This is a genomic window from Rhodoferax sediminis (genome assembly GCF_006970865.1).
GTDB lineage: Bacteria > Pseudomonadota > Gammaproteobacteria > Burkholderiales > Burkholderiaceae_C > Rhodoferax_A > Rhodoferax_A sediminis.
This window is the reverse complement of record NZ_CP035503.1, coordinates 3,532,172-3,546,359: the sequence shown is the minus strand read 5'-3', so window position 1 is coordinate 3,546,359 and position 14,188 is coordinate 3,532,172. Positions and strand designations below refer to the sequence as shown.

The window sequence follows — 14,188 nt, the reverse complement described above, 5'->3', positions numbered from 1 at the left end:
CTGACATGACTGACCTGAAAAAACGCTCGATGCTCAAAGTGGCGGCCCTGTCGGCCATCGCGGCTGCGGCCCTGGTGGGCTGCGGCAAAAAAGAGGAGGCCGCGCCGGCACCGGCTGCGGCACCGGCTCCCGTGTCGGCACCGGCGCCCGCCAAGCCCGAGCCCCTGAAGATCGCTTTCGCCTACGTCGGCCCGGTCGGCGATGGTGGCTGGAGCTATGCGCACGACCAGGCCCGCAAGGCGGTAGACAAGGAATTCGGCGACAAGGTGGTCACCAGTTTTGTCGAGAGCGTGCCCGAAGGGGCGGATGCGGAACGCGTGCTGCGGGACCTGGCCAACCAGGGCAACAAGCTGATCTTCGGCACCACGTTTGGCTACATGGAGCCCATGCTCAAGGTTGCGAAGGATTTTCCGGATGTGAAGTTCGAGCATGCCACCGGCTACAAGACGGCCGACAACATGAGCACCTACGACAGCCGCACCTACGAAGGTGCGTACATGGCCGGTGTCATCGCGGGCAAGATGACCAAGAGCAACACGCTGGGCGTGGTCGGCTCGGTGCCGATCCCCGAAGTGCTGCGCAACATCAACAGCTTCACGCTGGGCGCGCAGTCGAGCAACCCCAAGATCCGAACCAAGGTGGTGTGGGTCAACGACTGGCACAACCCGCCCAAGGAGACCGAGGCCGCGACCGCGCTGATCAATGGCGGCGCCGACGTGCTGTTCCAGAACACCGACTCGCCCGCGGTGCTCAAGACTGCCGAAGAAAAAGGCAAGCGCGCGTTCGGCTGGGATTCCGACATGACGGCGTACGGCCCGAAGGCGCACCTGGGCTCGGCCATCATCAACTGGGCGCCGTACTACATCAAGACCGTGCATGACGTGCTCGACGGCAAGTGGACCTCCAGCCGCAGCTGGTGGGGTGTCAAGGAAGGCGCCATCGACATGGTGTCGATCGCCGACGATGTGCCGGCCGAGACCAAGACCCGCATCGACGAGATCAAGAAAGGCCTGAAAGACGGCTCGTTCGCCATCTGGAAAGGCCCCATCGTGGACAACACCGGCAAGGTGGTGCTGGCCAAGGACGCGGTGGCCGATGACAAGTTCCTCGGCGGCATCAACTTCTACGTCAAGGGCGTGGAAGGCAAGGTTCCCGGCGACAAGAAATAATTTATCGTCATGAAGCCAAGGGTCGTCGTGAGGCGGCCCTTTTTTATTTGAAAACCATGATCGAAGAAACACTCTGGCATCCGGTGGCACTCAGTGCCGATGTGGTGGAGCAGCCGCTCGCGGCGCGGTTGCTCGAGCGCGATGTCGTGCTCTGGCGCGATGCGGCCGGCAGGGCGCACGCCTGGGCCGACCAGTGTCCGCACCGCGGCGCCCGGCTGTCGCTCGGGCGGGTGCAGGACGGCCGCCTGGAGTGTCCTTATCACGGCTGGCAATTCGAGGCATCGGGCCACTGCGTGCATGTGCCGGCGCTGCCCAGCTTTGAGCCGCCGGTCTCCAGTTGCGCCCACACCTATGCGGCGTGCGAAGCCTACGGGCTGGTGTGGGTGCAGATTGTGCAGGGCGAGGCCGCCGCGCTACCCGCGTTTGCCGCGGAAGACGATGCGCGCCTGCGCAAGCTCCATTGCGGCCCTTACGTGGTGGCCACCAGCGCGCCGCGGCTGGTCGAGAATTTCCTGGACATGGCGCACTTCGGTTTCGTGCACGAAGGCTGGCTCGGGATGCGCAGCGTGCCCGGCGACGCACGCCACGCCACCGCGATCGACGACTACCAGGTGCAGCCCACGCCCACCGGTCTGCTGGCCACTGGCTGCAAGGCCTGGCAGCCGCAATCCAATCTGCATTCGACGGCGCCCGCACAGGTGGAGTACACCTACGAAGTAACCGGGCCGTACAGCGCCGTCCTGACCAAGGTGCCGGACGCCGCCACGGTGGCCATCGCGGGCTACCGCGAGTCCATCGCCCTGTTCGTCTGTCCGCTGACACCGGAATCCAGCTGCGTGTGGTTCCGGCTCGCGGTGGCCGATCTCGAGTCGCCGGACGACAAGCTGCGCGCGTTCCAGCACACCATCTTCATGCAGGACCAGCCGGTGCTCGAATCGCAGCGCCCGCGGCGCCTGCCGCTGGACCTGCGCGCCGAGCTGCACACCGCGGCCGACAAGGCCTCGTCGGCCTATCGGCGCCACCTCAAAACCCTCGGCATCACGTTTGGAGTTTGCTGATGAACATTGCCGTGAAACCCGTATCCCCTGACCGTCTGCCGGAGCTGCTGCGCCGCATGCCCAAGGCCGAGCTGCACATCCACATCGAAGGCTCGCTCGAGCCCGATCTGATCTTTGCGCTCGCGCAGCGCAACAGCGTGGCCATTCCCTACGCGAGCGTGGACGAACTGCGCCGCGCCTATGCCTTCACCAACCTGCAAAGCTTTCTGGACATCTACTACGCGGGCGCCAGCGTGCTCCTGCATGAGCAGGACTTTTACGATATGGCCCGCGCCTACCTTGCGCGGGCCGCTATGGATAACGTAGCGCACACGGAAATCTTCTTCGACCCGCAAACCCACACGGCGCGCGGCGTCAAGATGGACACGGTGATCAACGGCCTGCACTGCGCCTGTGTGGACGCCCAGGCCGAACTGAACATCAGCGCGTCGCTGATTCTGTGCTTCCTGCGGCACCTGAGTGAAACAGAGGCCTTTGAAACGCTGGAGCAGGCGCTGCCGCATCGCGATAAATTCATCGGCGTCGGGCTCGATTCGAGCGAACTCGGTCATCCGCCCGAAAAATTCGCGCGCGTGTTTGCGCGCTGCCGCGAACTGGGCCTGCATCTGGTGGCGCACGCCGGGGAGGAAGGGCCGCCTGCCTACATCTGGACCGCGCTCGACATACTCAAGGTCGAGCGCATCGACCACGGCGTGCAGTCGTCGAAAGATGCCGCCCTGATGCAGCGCCTTGCCCGTGACCGGATTCCGCTGACCGTGTGCCCGTTGTCCAACCTCAAGCTCTGCGTGTTCCCGCAACTGGCCGACCACAACATCGGCGCGCTGCTGGAGGCGGGCCTCGTGGCCACTATCAACTCCGACGATCCGGCCTACTTCGGCGGCTATATGAACGAGAACTTCCTGCAGACCTTCGCTGCAACGGGACTCGCGGCGCAACATGCCTACCAGCTAGCGTGCAACAGCTTCGAGGCCAGCTTCATCGAGCCGGGCGCGAAGCGCCGCTACCTGGACCAGGTCAACGAGGTGTTTGCCTCGTTTGACTGACTCTTCGTCATTCCCGCAGACATGCCTGTCATTCCCGCAAATGTGCTTGTCATTCCCGCGCAGGCGGGAATCCAGACGGTGTCGGCACATTGCCATGGATTCCCGCCTGCGCGGGAATGACAGCGAGAGCCCGGGAATGACGGCGAGGGCGCGGTAAAATACGCCCGCATCGACCCGCCGCCCCGGCGGGTTTTGCGTTTTCCATACCGGGGCCATGTAGAGGACTACCATGTATAAAAACCTCGCTGCCGCGCTCGCGGCCGCCTGCTTGTTTTCTCCCGCTTTTTCCCAAGCCAAAGACGCCGCACCCGTGGCTCCCAAAGAGCCGCTCAAGATCGCCTTTGTCTATGTCACGCCCATCACGCCGGCCGGCTGGGTGCATCAGCACGAACTGGGACGCCAGGCCGTGCAGGCGGCACTGGGTGACAAGGTCAAGACCACGTACGTGGAAAATGTTCCCGAAGGCGCCGACGCCGAGCGCGTGATTCGCGATCTCGCGCGGCAGGGCAACAAGCTCATCTTCACGCCCAGCTTTGGCTATATGGAGCCCACGCTCCGGGTGGCCAAAGACTTTCCGGACGTAAAGTTCGAATCCATCACGGGCTACAAGACGGCGCCCAACGTCGCGGTGGCCAATGCGCGCTACTACGAGGGCCGCTACCTGTCGGGCATCGCGGCCGGGCGCATGACCAAAAGCAACGTCGCGGGCTACGTCGCGGGCTTTCCGATTCCCGAAGTGCTGCAGGGCATCAATGCCTTCACGCTGGGCATGCGGTCGGTGAACCCGAAGGCGGTGGTCAAGGTGATCTGGCTGAACAGCTGGTTCGACCCGCCACGCGAGCGCGATGCCGCCATGACGCTGTTCAACCAGGGTGTGGATGTGATTGCCTTCCACACCGGCTCGAATGCCGTGATGGCGGCCGCCCAGGAGCGCGGCAAGCTCGCCGTGGCCTACCACTCCGACATGCGGGCCGTCGCGCCCGACGCGCAGATCGTCGCGGTGACGCATCAGTGGGGCGCCTACTACACGGCGCGCGCGCGCGCCGTGCTGGACGGCAGCTGGAAAAGCGGCAAGGTCTGGGGCGGCGTCAAGGAAGGCATGATCCGCATGGAAGGCTTCGGCCCGAAGGTGCCCAAGGCGGTTCGCAGCGAAGTGCTGGCGCGCGAGAAAGACATCGCCAGCGGCAAGCTCAAGCCGTTCGCCGGTCCGATCGAGGACAACGAAGGCCACCTCGTGCTGGCCAGGGGCCAGGCCTTGAGCGATGAACAAATACTTAATATGAATTTTCTCGTATCGGGCGTGCAGGGAAAGATCGCAAAATAGCGCTGCCATGCATGCCTACCGCGCCGCCATTCTCCGTTTCGCCACCGATGGCGGCCCGCACCGATCGGCCGTCTATGAAGAAGACGGCCTGCTGGTGATCGGGCCCGGCGCGAACGGGGTGCAGGTCGTGCACGCAGTCGGGCCGTACCGTGATCTGGTGGGCCGCTTTCCCGGCATTGCCGTCGAGCACCTGCCGGGGCGCATCCTGGCGCCCGGCTTTGTGGATCTGCACCTGCACTACCCGCAGACGGACGTGATCGGCTCGCCCGCCGAGGGCTTGCTGCCGTGGCTCGAGAACTACACGTTTCCTGAAGAAAAACGCTTTGCAGCCCTTGACCACAGTTCGCAGGCAGCTACGTTTTTCATAGCGGAGCTGCTGCGCAACGGCGTCACGACGGCGCTGACCTTTGCCACCTCGCACCCGGCGTCGGTAAACGCCTTGTTTGGCGAGGCGCAAAAACACAAGCTGCGCCTGATCACCGGCAAGGTGCTGCAGGACCGCCACTCGCCCGACGGCGTGCGCGATGACACAGAGCAATCCCTGACCGACACCGAGGCGCTGATCCGGCAATGGCACGGCAAGGACCGGCTGGGCTATGCCATCACGCCGCGCTTTGCGCCCAGTTGCTCCGAGGCGCAGCTGCGCGGCGCGGGTGAGCTGGCCGCCCGCTACCCCGACGTCTGGATCCAGTCGCATGTGGCCGAGAACCGGGACGAGGTCGCCTGGGTGCGCCAGCTGTTTCCCGCCGCGCGAAGCTACCTGTCGGTCTACGACGATTTCGGCCTGATGCGCGAACGCGCGGTCTACGCGCACTGCATCCACTTCGACGACGCCGACCGGGCCCTGATGCGCGATACCGGTACGGCAGCGGCCGTCAGCCCGACCAGCAACCTGTTCCTGGGCAGCGGCTTCTTCGACTACGCCGGCGCCGACCGTGCGGGCTTCCGCTACGGCCTGGCCAGCGACGTGGGCGGCGGCACCAGCTTCAGCCCGTTTCACACCATGCTGGCCGCCTACTACGTGGGCCGCGCCTCGGTGGAGCAGGGCGGGCAGCTCCGGCCCGGTTTGAGCCTGAATCCCCAGCATCTGTGGTGGCAGCACACCGCCGGCGCGGCGCAGGCGCTCGGGTTGGCGGGCGTGGTGGGGAACCTGCAGCCGGGCTGCGAAGCCGACTTCATCGTTCTCAATCCGCAGGCCACGCCCTTGCTGGCCCGCAGAACGGCGCGCGCCAACAGTCTGGACGAGCTGCTGTTCGCCATGATCGTTCTGGGTGACGACCGGCTGGTCGAAAAAACCGTGATTGCCGCTTCCTGATTGCGATTTCTGTCCCTTGACAGTCATTCCCGCCTTTTGATGTCATTCCCGCGCAGGCGGGAATCCAGACGACGTCGGTGCGCTACCGTGGATTCCCGCCTGCGCGGGAATGACGAAGGGTTTGCGGGAATGACGAAGCGGGCGGATGAGTGGCGAAACCGGCCGATGAATAAAGCGCCCGGGCGTGCCTACAATCATCGCCACAGCAGGAACTCCCTATGAGCATCAAAAGCGACAAATGGATCCGCCGCATGGCCGAGCAGACCGGCATGATCGAGCCGTTCGAGCCCGGCCAGATCCGCGAGCACGACGGCCACAAGATCATCAGCTACGGCACCAGCAGCTACGGCTACGACATCCGCTGCGCGCCCGAGTTCAAGGTCTTCACCAACATCCACAGCACCGTGGTGGACCCGAAGAACTTCGATGAAAAAAGCTTTGTCGATTTTCATGACGACGTCTGCATCATCCCGCCCAACAGCTTCGCGCTGGCCCGCACGCTGGAGTACTTCCGCATCCCGCGCAACGTGCTGACCATCTGCCTGGGCAAAAGCACCTATGCGCGCTGCGGCATCATCGTCAACGTCACGCCGTTCGAGCCCGAGTGGGAAGGCTATGTGACGCTGGAGTTCTCCAATACCACGCCGCTTCCCGCCAAGATCTACGCGGGCGAGGGCTGCGCCCAGGTGCTGTTCTTCGAGAGCGACGAGGTCTGCGAGACCAGCTACAAGGACCGCGGCGGCAAATACCAGGGCCAGCGCGGCGTGACCTTGCCGCGGGCCTGAACCGGCCGGCTCCGGATGGCGGGCATGAAGACATCATGAGCATCACCCCTGTCATTGCGATCCACGGCGGTGCCGGCACCATCCTGCGCGCCAGCATGAACCCAAAGCTCGAGGCCGACTACCGCCGTGCCCTGCAGGACGTGCTGCGCGCGGGTGTGGCGCTGCTGGCCGGCGGCGCCAGTGCGCTCGATGCCGTGACCGAGGCCGTGCGCCGGCTCGAGGAATGCCCGCTGTTCAATGCCGGCAAGGGCGCCGTCTACACCGACGCCGGCACCCACGAGATGGACGCCTGCGTGATGGACGGCGCGACGCTGGCCGCCGGCGCGGTCGCGGGCGTCACGCGCGTGCGCAATCCGGTGCTGGCGGCGCGCGCCGTGATGGCGCACAGCGGCCATGTGCTGATGATCGGGCCGGCCGCGCAGGAATTTGCGGCCCGCCATGGCGTGGAACTGGTTGCGCCCGACTGGTTCGCCACCCCCGAGCGCTACGCCCAGTGGCTGCGCGCGCGCCAGCAGGCGGGCGCCGGCAGCGGCGCGGTGCTGCTCGACCACGACGCCGCCAGCCTGGCAGCGCAGGAGGGCAGCGAAGGGCCGCCCCGCGCAAGCTCGGCCCCCTCGGGGGGCAGTGCAGCACACGCAGTGGCAAAACTGGGGGCCGGTGCGGCCGCGCCCCTGGACCCGGACAGCAAGTTCGGCACCGTCGGCGCGGTGGCGCTGGATGCGCACGGCCACCTCGCCGCGGCCACCTCCACGGGCGGCGTGACCAACAAGCGCGTGGGCCGGGTCGGCGATTCACCCATCGTGGGCGCGGGCTGCTATGCCAACCACCTCGCGGCGGTGTCCACGACTGGCACGGGCGAGATGTTCATGCGCGCCGTGACGGCCCATGACGTCGCCGCGCTCATGGAATACGCCGGCCTGTCGCTGCAGGCGGCAACACAGCGCGTGATCATGGACAAGCTGCCGCGCATCGACGGCCGCGGCGGCCTGATCGCGGTGGACGCGCAGGGCCAGGTCGCGCTGCCGTTCAATACCGAAGGCATGTACCGCGGCTACGCCCGCGTCGGCGGCGAGCCGGTCTGCGCGATTTACGGGGCCGACGACAGCGGGCCGACTGCCGCGCCGCAGGAGCCGTCGTGAGCGACCCCACAAAAGTCGCTGCTGCCGGTGCGTCGCACGTGCTGGACGTGCGGGACTTGAGCGTGCGCTTCGAGACGCGCGAGCGCAGCGTGGATGCGGTGCGCGGTTTGTCGTTCCATGTCGATGCCGGCGAGACCCTGGCCATCGTGGGCGAATCGGGCTCGGGCAAGTCGGTCTCTTCGCTGGCGATCATGCGGCTGGTGGAGCACGGCGGTGGGCGCATCGTCGCCGGCCGGCTGAACTTCGCGCGCCGCGGCGGCGCCACGCTTGATCTGGCGCAGGCCAGCCAGGCAAGCATGCGGCAGGTGCGCGGGGCCGAGATTGCGATGATTTTCCAGGAGCCGATGACCTCGCTGAACCCGGTATTCCCGGTCGGCGAGCAGATCGCCGAGTCGATCCGCCTGCACCAGCGCGCCAGCCGTTCTGCCGCACGCGCCGAGGCCCTGCGCATGCTGGACCTGGTGCGCATCCCGGAGGCGCGCAACGTGCTGGACCGCTATCCGCACCAGCTCTCGGGCGGCATGCGCCAGCGCGTGATGATCGCCATGGCGCTGTCGTGCAAGCCCTCGCTCTTGATTGCGGACGAGCCGACCACGGCGCTGGACGTCACCATCCAGGCGCAGATCCTGAGCCTGATCGGCGCCCTGCAGGACGAGATGCATATGGGCGTGATCTTCATCACGCACGACATGGGCGTGGTCGCCGAGGTGGCCGATCGCGTGCTGGTGATGTACCAGGGCGAAAAAGTGGAGGAGGGCGACTGCCAGCCGCTGTTCACCGCGCCGCAGCATCCCTACACCCGCGCCCTGCTGGCGGCCGTGCCGCGCCTCGGTGCCATGCAGGGCACCGACCGACCGGCCCGCTTTCCCTTGCTGGCCGTGGCGGGCGGCGGCAGCGCCCCGTCGCCGCCGGTGTCCGAACCGGACTCGGTGCGCATGGATCAGGCCCCGGTGCTGCGCGTGCACAAGCTGGTCACGCGCTTTTCCCTGCGCAGCGGCGTGCTGGGCCGCGTCACGCGGCGCGTGCATGCGGTCGAGCAGGTCAGTTTCGATCTGTATGCGGGCGAGACGCTGGCGCTGGTGGGCGAGTCGGGCTGCGGCAAGTCGACCACCGGGCGCTCGCTCTCGCGGCTGGTGGACATCAGCAGGGGCTCGGTCGAGGTGGCCGGGCGCGACATTGCGCCTTTGCGGGGCAGCGCCCTGCAAAGCCTGCGGCGCGATATCCAGTTCGTGTTCCAGGACCCGTTCGCCTCGCTCGATCCGCGCCTGACGGTCGGCTTCTCGATCATGGAGCCGCTGCTGATCCATGGCGTGGCGTGCGGCAAACAGGCCGAAGAACGAGTCAACGGGCTGCTGGGGCGCGTGGGCCTGCCGGCCGACGTCGCTCAGCGCTACCCGCACGAGTTCTCGGGTGGCCAGCGCCAGCGCATCGCGATTGCGCGCGCGCTGGCGCTCAACCCCAAGATCGTCATTGCCGACGAGTCGGTGTCGGCGCTCGATGTCTCGATCCGCGCGCAAATCGTCAACCTGCTGCTGGACCTGCAGCGCGAGTTCGGCATCGCCTTCCTGTTCATCTCGCACGACATGGCGGTGGTCGAGCGCGTCAGCCACCGCGTCGCGGTGATGTACTTGGGGCAGATCGTCGAGATCGGCCCGCGCCGCGCCATTTTCGAGAACCCGCAGCACGCCTACACGCGGCGCCTGATGGCGGCCGTGCCGGTGGCCGATCCGGCGCGCCGGCGTGGCCGCAGCGCGCTGCTGTCCGAAGAAATACCGAGCCCGATCCGCGCGCTGGACGATGAGCCCGTGGTCGCCCCGCTGGTGCAGGTCGGCTCGGGCCACTTCGTCGCGCGGCATGCCGTTGGCGGCCTTTACTGAAACCGTGAAACCCTTGTTGCAACCCCATCGCGTCTGCGATTATTTTGGAGAACGACCCATGAAACCAAGACTCAATCCTCCCCGCAAGACCCACCCATTGCTGGCCTGGGGCGCGGTGGCGCTGGCGGTGCAGTTTGCGGCGCCGGCCTACGCCGCCAAGGACGTGGTGATCGCGGTGCAGTCCAACTTCACCACCACCGATCCCTACGACGCCAACGACACGCTGTCGCAGGCCGTCGCCAAATCGTTCTACCAGGGCCTGTTCGGTTTCGACAAGGACATGAAGCTGGTCAATGTGCTGGCCGAGAGCTACCAGGCCGCCAAGGACGGCCTGAGCTACACCATCAAGCTGCGCAAAGGCGTCAAGTTCCAGGATGGCACCGACTTCAATGCCGAGGCGGTGAAGGTCAATTTCGACCGTGTCACCAATCCCGAGAACAAGCTCAAGCGCTACAGCCTGTACAAGAACATCGCCAGGACCGAGGTGCTCGATCCGTACACGGTGCGCATCACGCTGGCCGAGCCGTTTTCCGCCTTCATCAACACGCTGGCCCATCCCTCGGCCGTGATGATCTCGCCCGCCGCGCTGCAAAAATACGGCAGCAAGGGCATCGCGCTGGCGCCCGTGGGCACCGGCCCGTTCAAGTTCGTCGAGTGGAAGCAGACCGACTACATGAAGGTCGAAAAGTTCGACGGCTACTGGAAGAAGGGCTATCCCAAGGTCGACACCATCACCTGGAAGCCGGTGGTCGACAACAACACCCGCAGCGCCATGATGCAGACCGGCGAGGCGGCCTTTGCCTTTCCGCTGCCATATGAGCAGGCGGACCTGCTCAAGGGCAAGTCCACGGTCGAGGTGGTTGCCGCGCCCTCGATCATCCAGCGCTACATCTCGATGAACACGCAGCAAAAGCCGTTCAACGACGCCCGGGTGCGCCGGGCCATCAACTACGCGATCAACAAGCAGGCGCTGGTCAAGGTGGCCTTCTCCGGGTACGCCATTCCGGCCGAGGGCGTGGTGCCCAAGGGCGTGGAGTACGCGGTCAAGCTGGGCCCCTGGCCCTACGACCCCGCCAAGGCGCGCGAACTGCTCAAGGAAGCGGGCTATCCCAACGGCTTTGAGACCACCCTGTGGTCGGCCTACAACTACACCACGGCGCAGAAGGTGATCCAGTTCGTGCAGCAGCAGCTGGCGCAGGTCGGCATCAAGGCTCAGGTGCTGGCGCTGGAAGCAGGTCAGCGCGTCGAGCGCGTGGAAAGCGCGCAGGACCCGGCCACGGCGCCGGTGCGCATGTACTACGTTGGCTGGTCGTCCTCGACGGGCGAGGCCGACTGGGCCCTGCGCCCGCTGCTGGCGTCCGAGTCCTTCCCGCCCAGGATGTTCAACACGGCCTACTACAAGAACCCCACGGTCGATGCCGACCTCGCCAAAGCGCTGGCCATCACCGATGTGACCGAGAAAGCCAGGCTCTACAAGGACGCGCAGCAACACATCTGGAACGACGCGCCCTGGGCCTTTCTGGCGACCGAGCAACTGCTGTCGGCCCACAACAAGAACCTGACCGGTGTCTACGTGATGCCCGACGGCTCGTTCAACTTTGATGAGATCGACCTGAAGAAGTAATTTCATCTTCATGTCAAAAATAAGAGCTTGTCATTCCCGCGAAGGCGGGAATCCAGAACGTCAGCCCGGGGTGGGGACAACAGTGGATTCCCGCCTTCGCGGGAATGACGTCACCGGTCAGGGAATGACATCACGGGTCAGGGAATGACACCGCGGATCAACGGCTCCAATGCTCAACTACATCGTTAAACGCCTGCTGGGGTTGATCCCGACGCTGTTGATCGTCGCGGTGCTGGTGTTCCTGTTCGTGCACCTGCTGCCCGGCGACCCCGCGCGGCTGGCCGCCGGCCCCGAGGCAGACCAGCAGACCGTTGAGCTGGTGCGCGCCGACCTGGGGCTGGACAAACCGCTGTACCAGCAGTTCGTCCGGTTCTTCGTGAATGCGGCGCAGGCCGACTTCGGGCGCTCGCTGCGCAGCAAGCGCCCGGTCTCGACCGAGATTGCCGAGCGCTTTATGCCCACGCTGTGGCTCACCCTGGCGGCGATGGTCTGGTCGGTGCTGTTCGGCATGGTGATCGGCATCGTCTCTGCGGTCTGGCGCAACGAATGGCCGGACCGGCTGGGCATGACCCTGGCGGTGTCCGGCATCTCGTTTCCCGCGTTTGCGCTGGGCATGGTGCTGATGGAAATCTTCTCGGTGCAGCTCGGCTGGCTGCCGACCGTGGGCGCCGACGGCTGGCGCCACTATATCCTGCCCTCGATCACGCTCGGTGCTGGTGTGGCCGCGGTGATGGCGCGCTTCACGCGCTCCTCGTTCATCGACATCCTCAAGGAAGACTACGTGCGCACGGCGCGCGCCAAGGGTCTGCGCGAGACCGTGGTCGTCGTCAAGCACTGCCTGCGCAACGCGCTGATTCCGGTCGTCACCATGATGGGCCTGCAGTTTGGCTTTCTGCTGGGCGGCTCGATCGTGGTGGAGGTGGTCTTCAACTGGCCCGGCATGGGGCGCCTGCTGATCGATGCGGTGGAAATGCGCGACTACCCGGTGATCCAGGCCGAGGTGCTGCTGTTCTCGCTCGAATTCATCCTGATCAACCTGGTGGTGGACGTGCTGTATGCCGTCATCAACCCCACCATCCGGTACAACAAGTGAGGCCGCCGTGAACACGTCCGTCGCTTCACCTGCTCAGGCAACTCCTCTGCCCGGCCAGGGCATCCGCACGCCCTGGAGCGAGTTCTGGCGCAAGTTCAAGGACCAGCATGTGGCGCTGGCCGCCGGCGTTTTTGTGCTGCTGCTGGTGCTGCTGGCGATTGCTGCGCCCTTTATCGTGCCCTACGACGCGGAAAATTACTTTGATTACGATGCGCTGAACGCTGCACCCTCGTGGGCGCACTGGTTCGGTGTGGACTCGCTGGGGCGCGACATCTTCAGCCGCATCCTGATGGGCACGCGCATCTCGCTGGCGGCCGGCTTCATTTCGGTCGCGGTCGGCGCGCTCATCGGCACCACCCTGGGCCTGCTCGCCGGTTACTACGAGGGCTGGTGGGACCGCATCGTGATGCGCATCTCCGACGTGCTGTTTGCGTTCCCGGGCATCCTGCTGGCGATCGGCATTGTCGCGATCCTGGGCAGCGGCATGGTCAACGTGATCCTTGCCGTGGCGGTGTTCAGCATTCCCGCGTTCGCGCGCCTGGTGCGCGGCAACACGCTGTCGCTCAAGCACCAGACCTATATCGAGGCCGTGCGCTCGCTCGGCGCCTCCGACTGGACGTTGATCACGCGCCACATTTTCCCGGGCACGATCTCGTCGGTGGTGGTGTACTTCACCATGCGCATCGGCACTTCCATCATCACGGCCGCCAGCCTGTCCTTTCTCGGGCTGGGCGCGCAGCCGCCATCGCCCGAATGGGGCGCCATGCTGAACGCGGCGCGGGCCGACATGATGACTTCGCCGCATATCGCGATCTTTCCGAGCATGGCCATCTTCCTGACCGTGCTGGCCTTCAACCTGCTGGGCGACGGTCTGCGCGATGCGCTCGACCCCAAGATCGACCCGAGATGATGCTGTCATGAAAATCCTGATCTCCGTCGATATCGAAGGCGTGGCCGGCGTGTTCCACCCCGAGCAGACCCGCGCCGGCAACCCCGAATACGAGCGCGCGCGCCGGCTTATGACGGCCGAGGCGAATGCCGCGATCCGCGGTGCCTTCGTCGGTGGCGCGTCCGAGGTGCTGGTCAACGACTCGCACGGCGGCTTTCGCAACCTGCTGCCCGACGAGCTGGACCCGCGCGCCCGGGCGGTGCTGGGCAAGCCGCGCGTGCTCGGCATGATGGCCGGCGTGGAGCAGGGCTGCCAGGGCGTGTTCATGATCGGCTACCACGCGCGCTCGCAAAGCCGCGGCATCCTGGCGCACACCGTCAACAGCTTTGCCTTTGCGCGCATCTGGTTCGGCGGGGCGGAACTGGGCGAGGCCGGCATTTATGGCGCGCTGGCGGGCGAGTTCGGCGTGCCGGTGCTGCTGGCCAGCGGCGACGACGTGTTCGCCGCCGAGACGCGCCCAACGCTGCCGCAGGCCCGCTTTGTCGTCACCAAAACGGCGCAGGGCCATGCCAGCGGCATCTCGCTGTCCCCGTACAACGCCTGCGGCGCCATCGAGGCGGCGGCGCGCGAAGTCATGCGGGCGTGCGGCGCTGCGAGCCCCGCAGCACCAGTGCCGATGGCGCTGCCCGTTCAGTGCCGCTGCAGGCCCAGACCAGCGCGCTGGCCGACCTGTTCGCCATCCTGCCCGGCGTTGAGCGTATCGATGCGGTGACGATCAGCTTCACGAGCGCCACGGTGCAGGACACGGTGCGCACCCTGAACAGCCTGTCGGCCATGTCGGCGCTGCTGCGCTAGCGGGGGCCGACTATTTG

General features: G+C 66.0%; 11 protein-coding genes and 1 pseudogene. All 12 read left to right on the top strand.

What is annotated here, in order from left to right; translation table 11 throughout:
* Positions 1 to 5: 5 nt before the first annotated feature.
* On the top strand, positions 6 to 1,169 hold the full coding sequence (locus tag EUB48_RS17150) for a BMP family ABC transporter substrate-binding protein (protein WP_142820250.1): 1,164 nt from the start codon (positions 6 to 8) through the stop codon (positions 1,167 to 1,169).
* Positions 1,170 to 1,225: 56 nt separating this feature from the next.
* Positions 1,226 to 2,227 (top strand): aromatic ring-hydroxylating oxygenase subunit alpha, encoded by a 1,002-nt coding sequence (locus EUB48_RS17145; protein WP_142820249.1) that lies wholly within the window; start codon positions 1,226 to 1,228, stop codon positions 2,225 to 2,227.
* A complete protein-coding gene (locus EUB48_RS17140) occupies positions 2,227 to 3,270 on the top strand; it encodes an adenosine deaminase (RefSeq protein ID WP_142820248.1) in 1,044 nt (347 codons plus the stop codon). The genes EUB48_RS17145 and EUB48_RS17140 overlap by 1 nt, the downstream gene beginning before the upstream one ends.
* Positions 3,271 to 3,499: 229 nt before the next feature.
* Positions 3,500 to 4,594 carry a BMP family ABC transporter substrate-binding protein gene (locus EUB48_RS17135; RefSeq protein WP_142820247.1) on the top strand — a complete coding sequence of 365 codons (1,095 nt, stop codon included), beginning with the start codon at positions 3,500 to 3,502 and terminating at the stop codon, positions 4,592 to 4,594.
* A 7-nt stretch (positions 4,595 to 4,601) separates the two neighbouring features.
* A complete protein-coding gene (gene guaD, locus EUB48_RS17130; RefSeq protein WP_142820246.1) occupies positions 4,602 to 5,909 on the top strand; it encodes a guanine deaminase in 1,308 nt (435 codons plus the stop codon).
* Between the two features lie 218 nt (positions 5,910 to 6,127).
* Positions 6,128 to 6,694: a dCTP deaminase gene (dcd, locus tag EUB48_RS17125; protein WP_142820245.1), complete on the top strand. Its 567-nt coding sequence runs from the start codon at positions 6,128 to 6,130 to the stop codon at positions 6,692 to 6,694.
* Positions 6,695 to 6,729: 35 nt separating this feature from the next.
* Positions 6,730 to 7,833: an isoaspartyl peptidase/L-asparaginase family protein gene (locus EUB48_RS17120; RefSeq protein WP_142820244.1), complete on the top strand. Its 1,104-nt coding sequence runs from the start codon at positions 6,730 to 6,732 to the stop codon at positions 7,831 to 7,833.
* Positions 7,830 to 9,710 (top strand): dipeptide ABC transporter ATP-binding protein, encoded by a 1,881-nt coding sequence (locus EUB48_RS17115; RefSeq protein WP_142820243.1) that lies wholly within the window; start codon positions 7,830 to 7,832, stop codon positions 9,708 to 9,710. Before EUB48_RS17120 ends, EUB48_RS17115 begins: the two co-directional genes overlap by 4 nt.
* Before the next feature lie 58 nt (positions 9,711 to 9,768).
* Positions 9,769 to 11,334: a glutathione ABC transporter substrate-binding protein GsiB gene (gsiB, locus tag EUB48_RS17110; RefSeq protein WP_142820242.1), complete on the top strand. Its 1,566-nt coding sequence runs from the start codon at positions 9,769 to 9,771 to the stop codon at positions 11,332 to 11,334.
* Between the two features lie 169 nt (positions 11,335 to 11,503).
* Positions 11,504 to 12,427, top strand: a complete 924-nt coding sequence (gene gsiC, locus EUB48_RS17105) for a glutathione ABC transporter permease GsiC (protein WP_142820241.1) — start codon at positions 11,504 to 11,506, stop codon at positions 12,425 to 12,427.
* Positions 12,390 to 13,337: a glutathione ABC transporter permease GsiD gene (gene gsiD / locus EUB48_RS17100; RefSeq protein WP_142820240.1), complete on the top strand. Its 948-nt coding sequence runs from the start codon at positions 12,390 to 12,392 to the stop codon at positions 13,335 to 13,337. Before gsiC ends, gsiD begins: the two co-directional genes overlap by 38 nt.
* 7 nt (positions 13,338 to 13,344) lie before the next feature.
* Positions 13,345 to 14,171 (top strand): annotated as a pseudogene (locus EUB48_RS17095) (M55 family metallopeptidase).
* Positions 14,172 to 14,188 lie beyond the last annotated feature (17 nt).

Coding starts and splice junctions, on each gene's coding strand:
- EUB48_RS17150 (WP_142820250.1), top strand. CDS start 6: ATGACTGACCTGAAAAAACGCTCGATGCTCAAAGTGGCGGCCCTGTCG.
- EUB48_RS17145 (WP_142820249.1), top strand. CDS start 1,226: ATGATCGAAGAAACACTCTGGCATCCGGTGGCACTCAGTGCCGATGTG.
- EUB48_RS17140 (WP_142820248.1), top strand. CDS start 2,227: ATGAACATTGCCGTGAAACCCGTATCCCCTGACCGTCTGCCGGAGCTG.
- EUB48_RS17135 (WP_142820247.1), top strand. CDS start 3,500: ATGTATAAAAACCTCGCTGCCGCGCTCGCGGCCGCCTGCTTGTTTTCT.
- guaD (WP_142820246.1), top strand. CDS start 4,602: ATGCATGCCTACCGCGCCGCCATTCTCCGTTTCGCCACCGATGGCGGC.
- dcd (WP_142820245.1), top strand. CDS start 6,128: ATGAGCATCAAAAGCGACAAATGGATCCGCCGCATGGCCGAGCAGACC.
- EUB48_RS17120 (WP_142820244.1), top strand. CDS start 6,730: ATGAGCATCACCCCTGTCATTGCGATCCACGGCGGTGCCGGCACCATC.
- gsiB (WP_142820242.1), top strand. CDS start 9,769: ATGAAACCAAGACTCAATCCTCCCCGCAAGACCCACCCATTGCTGGCC.
- gsiC (WP_142820241.1), top strand. CDS start 11,504: ATGCTCAACTACATCGTTAAACGCCTGCTGGGGTTGATCCCGACGCTG.
- gsiD (WP_142820240.1), top strand. CDS start 12,390: ATGCCGTCATCAACCCCACCATCCGGTACAACAAGTGAGGCCGCCGTG.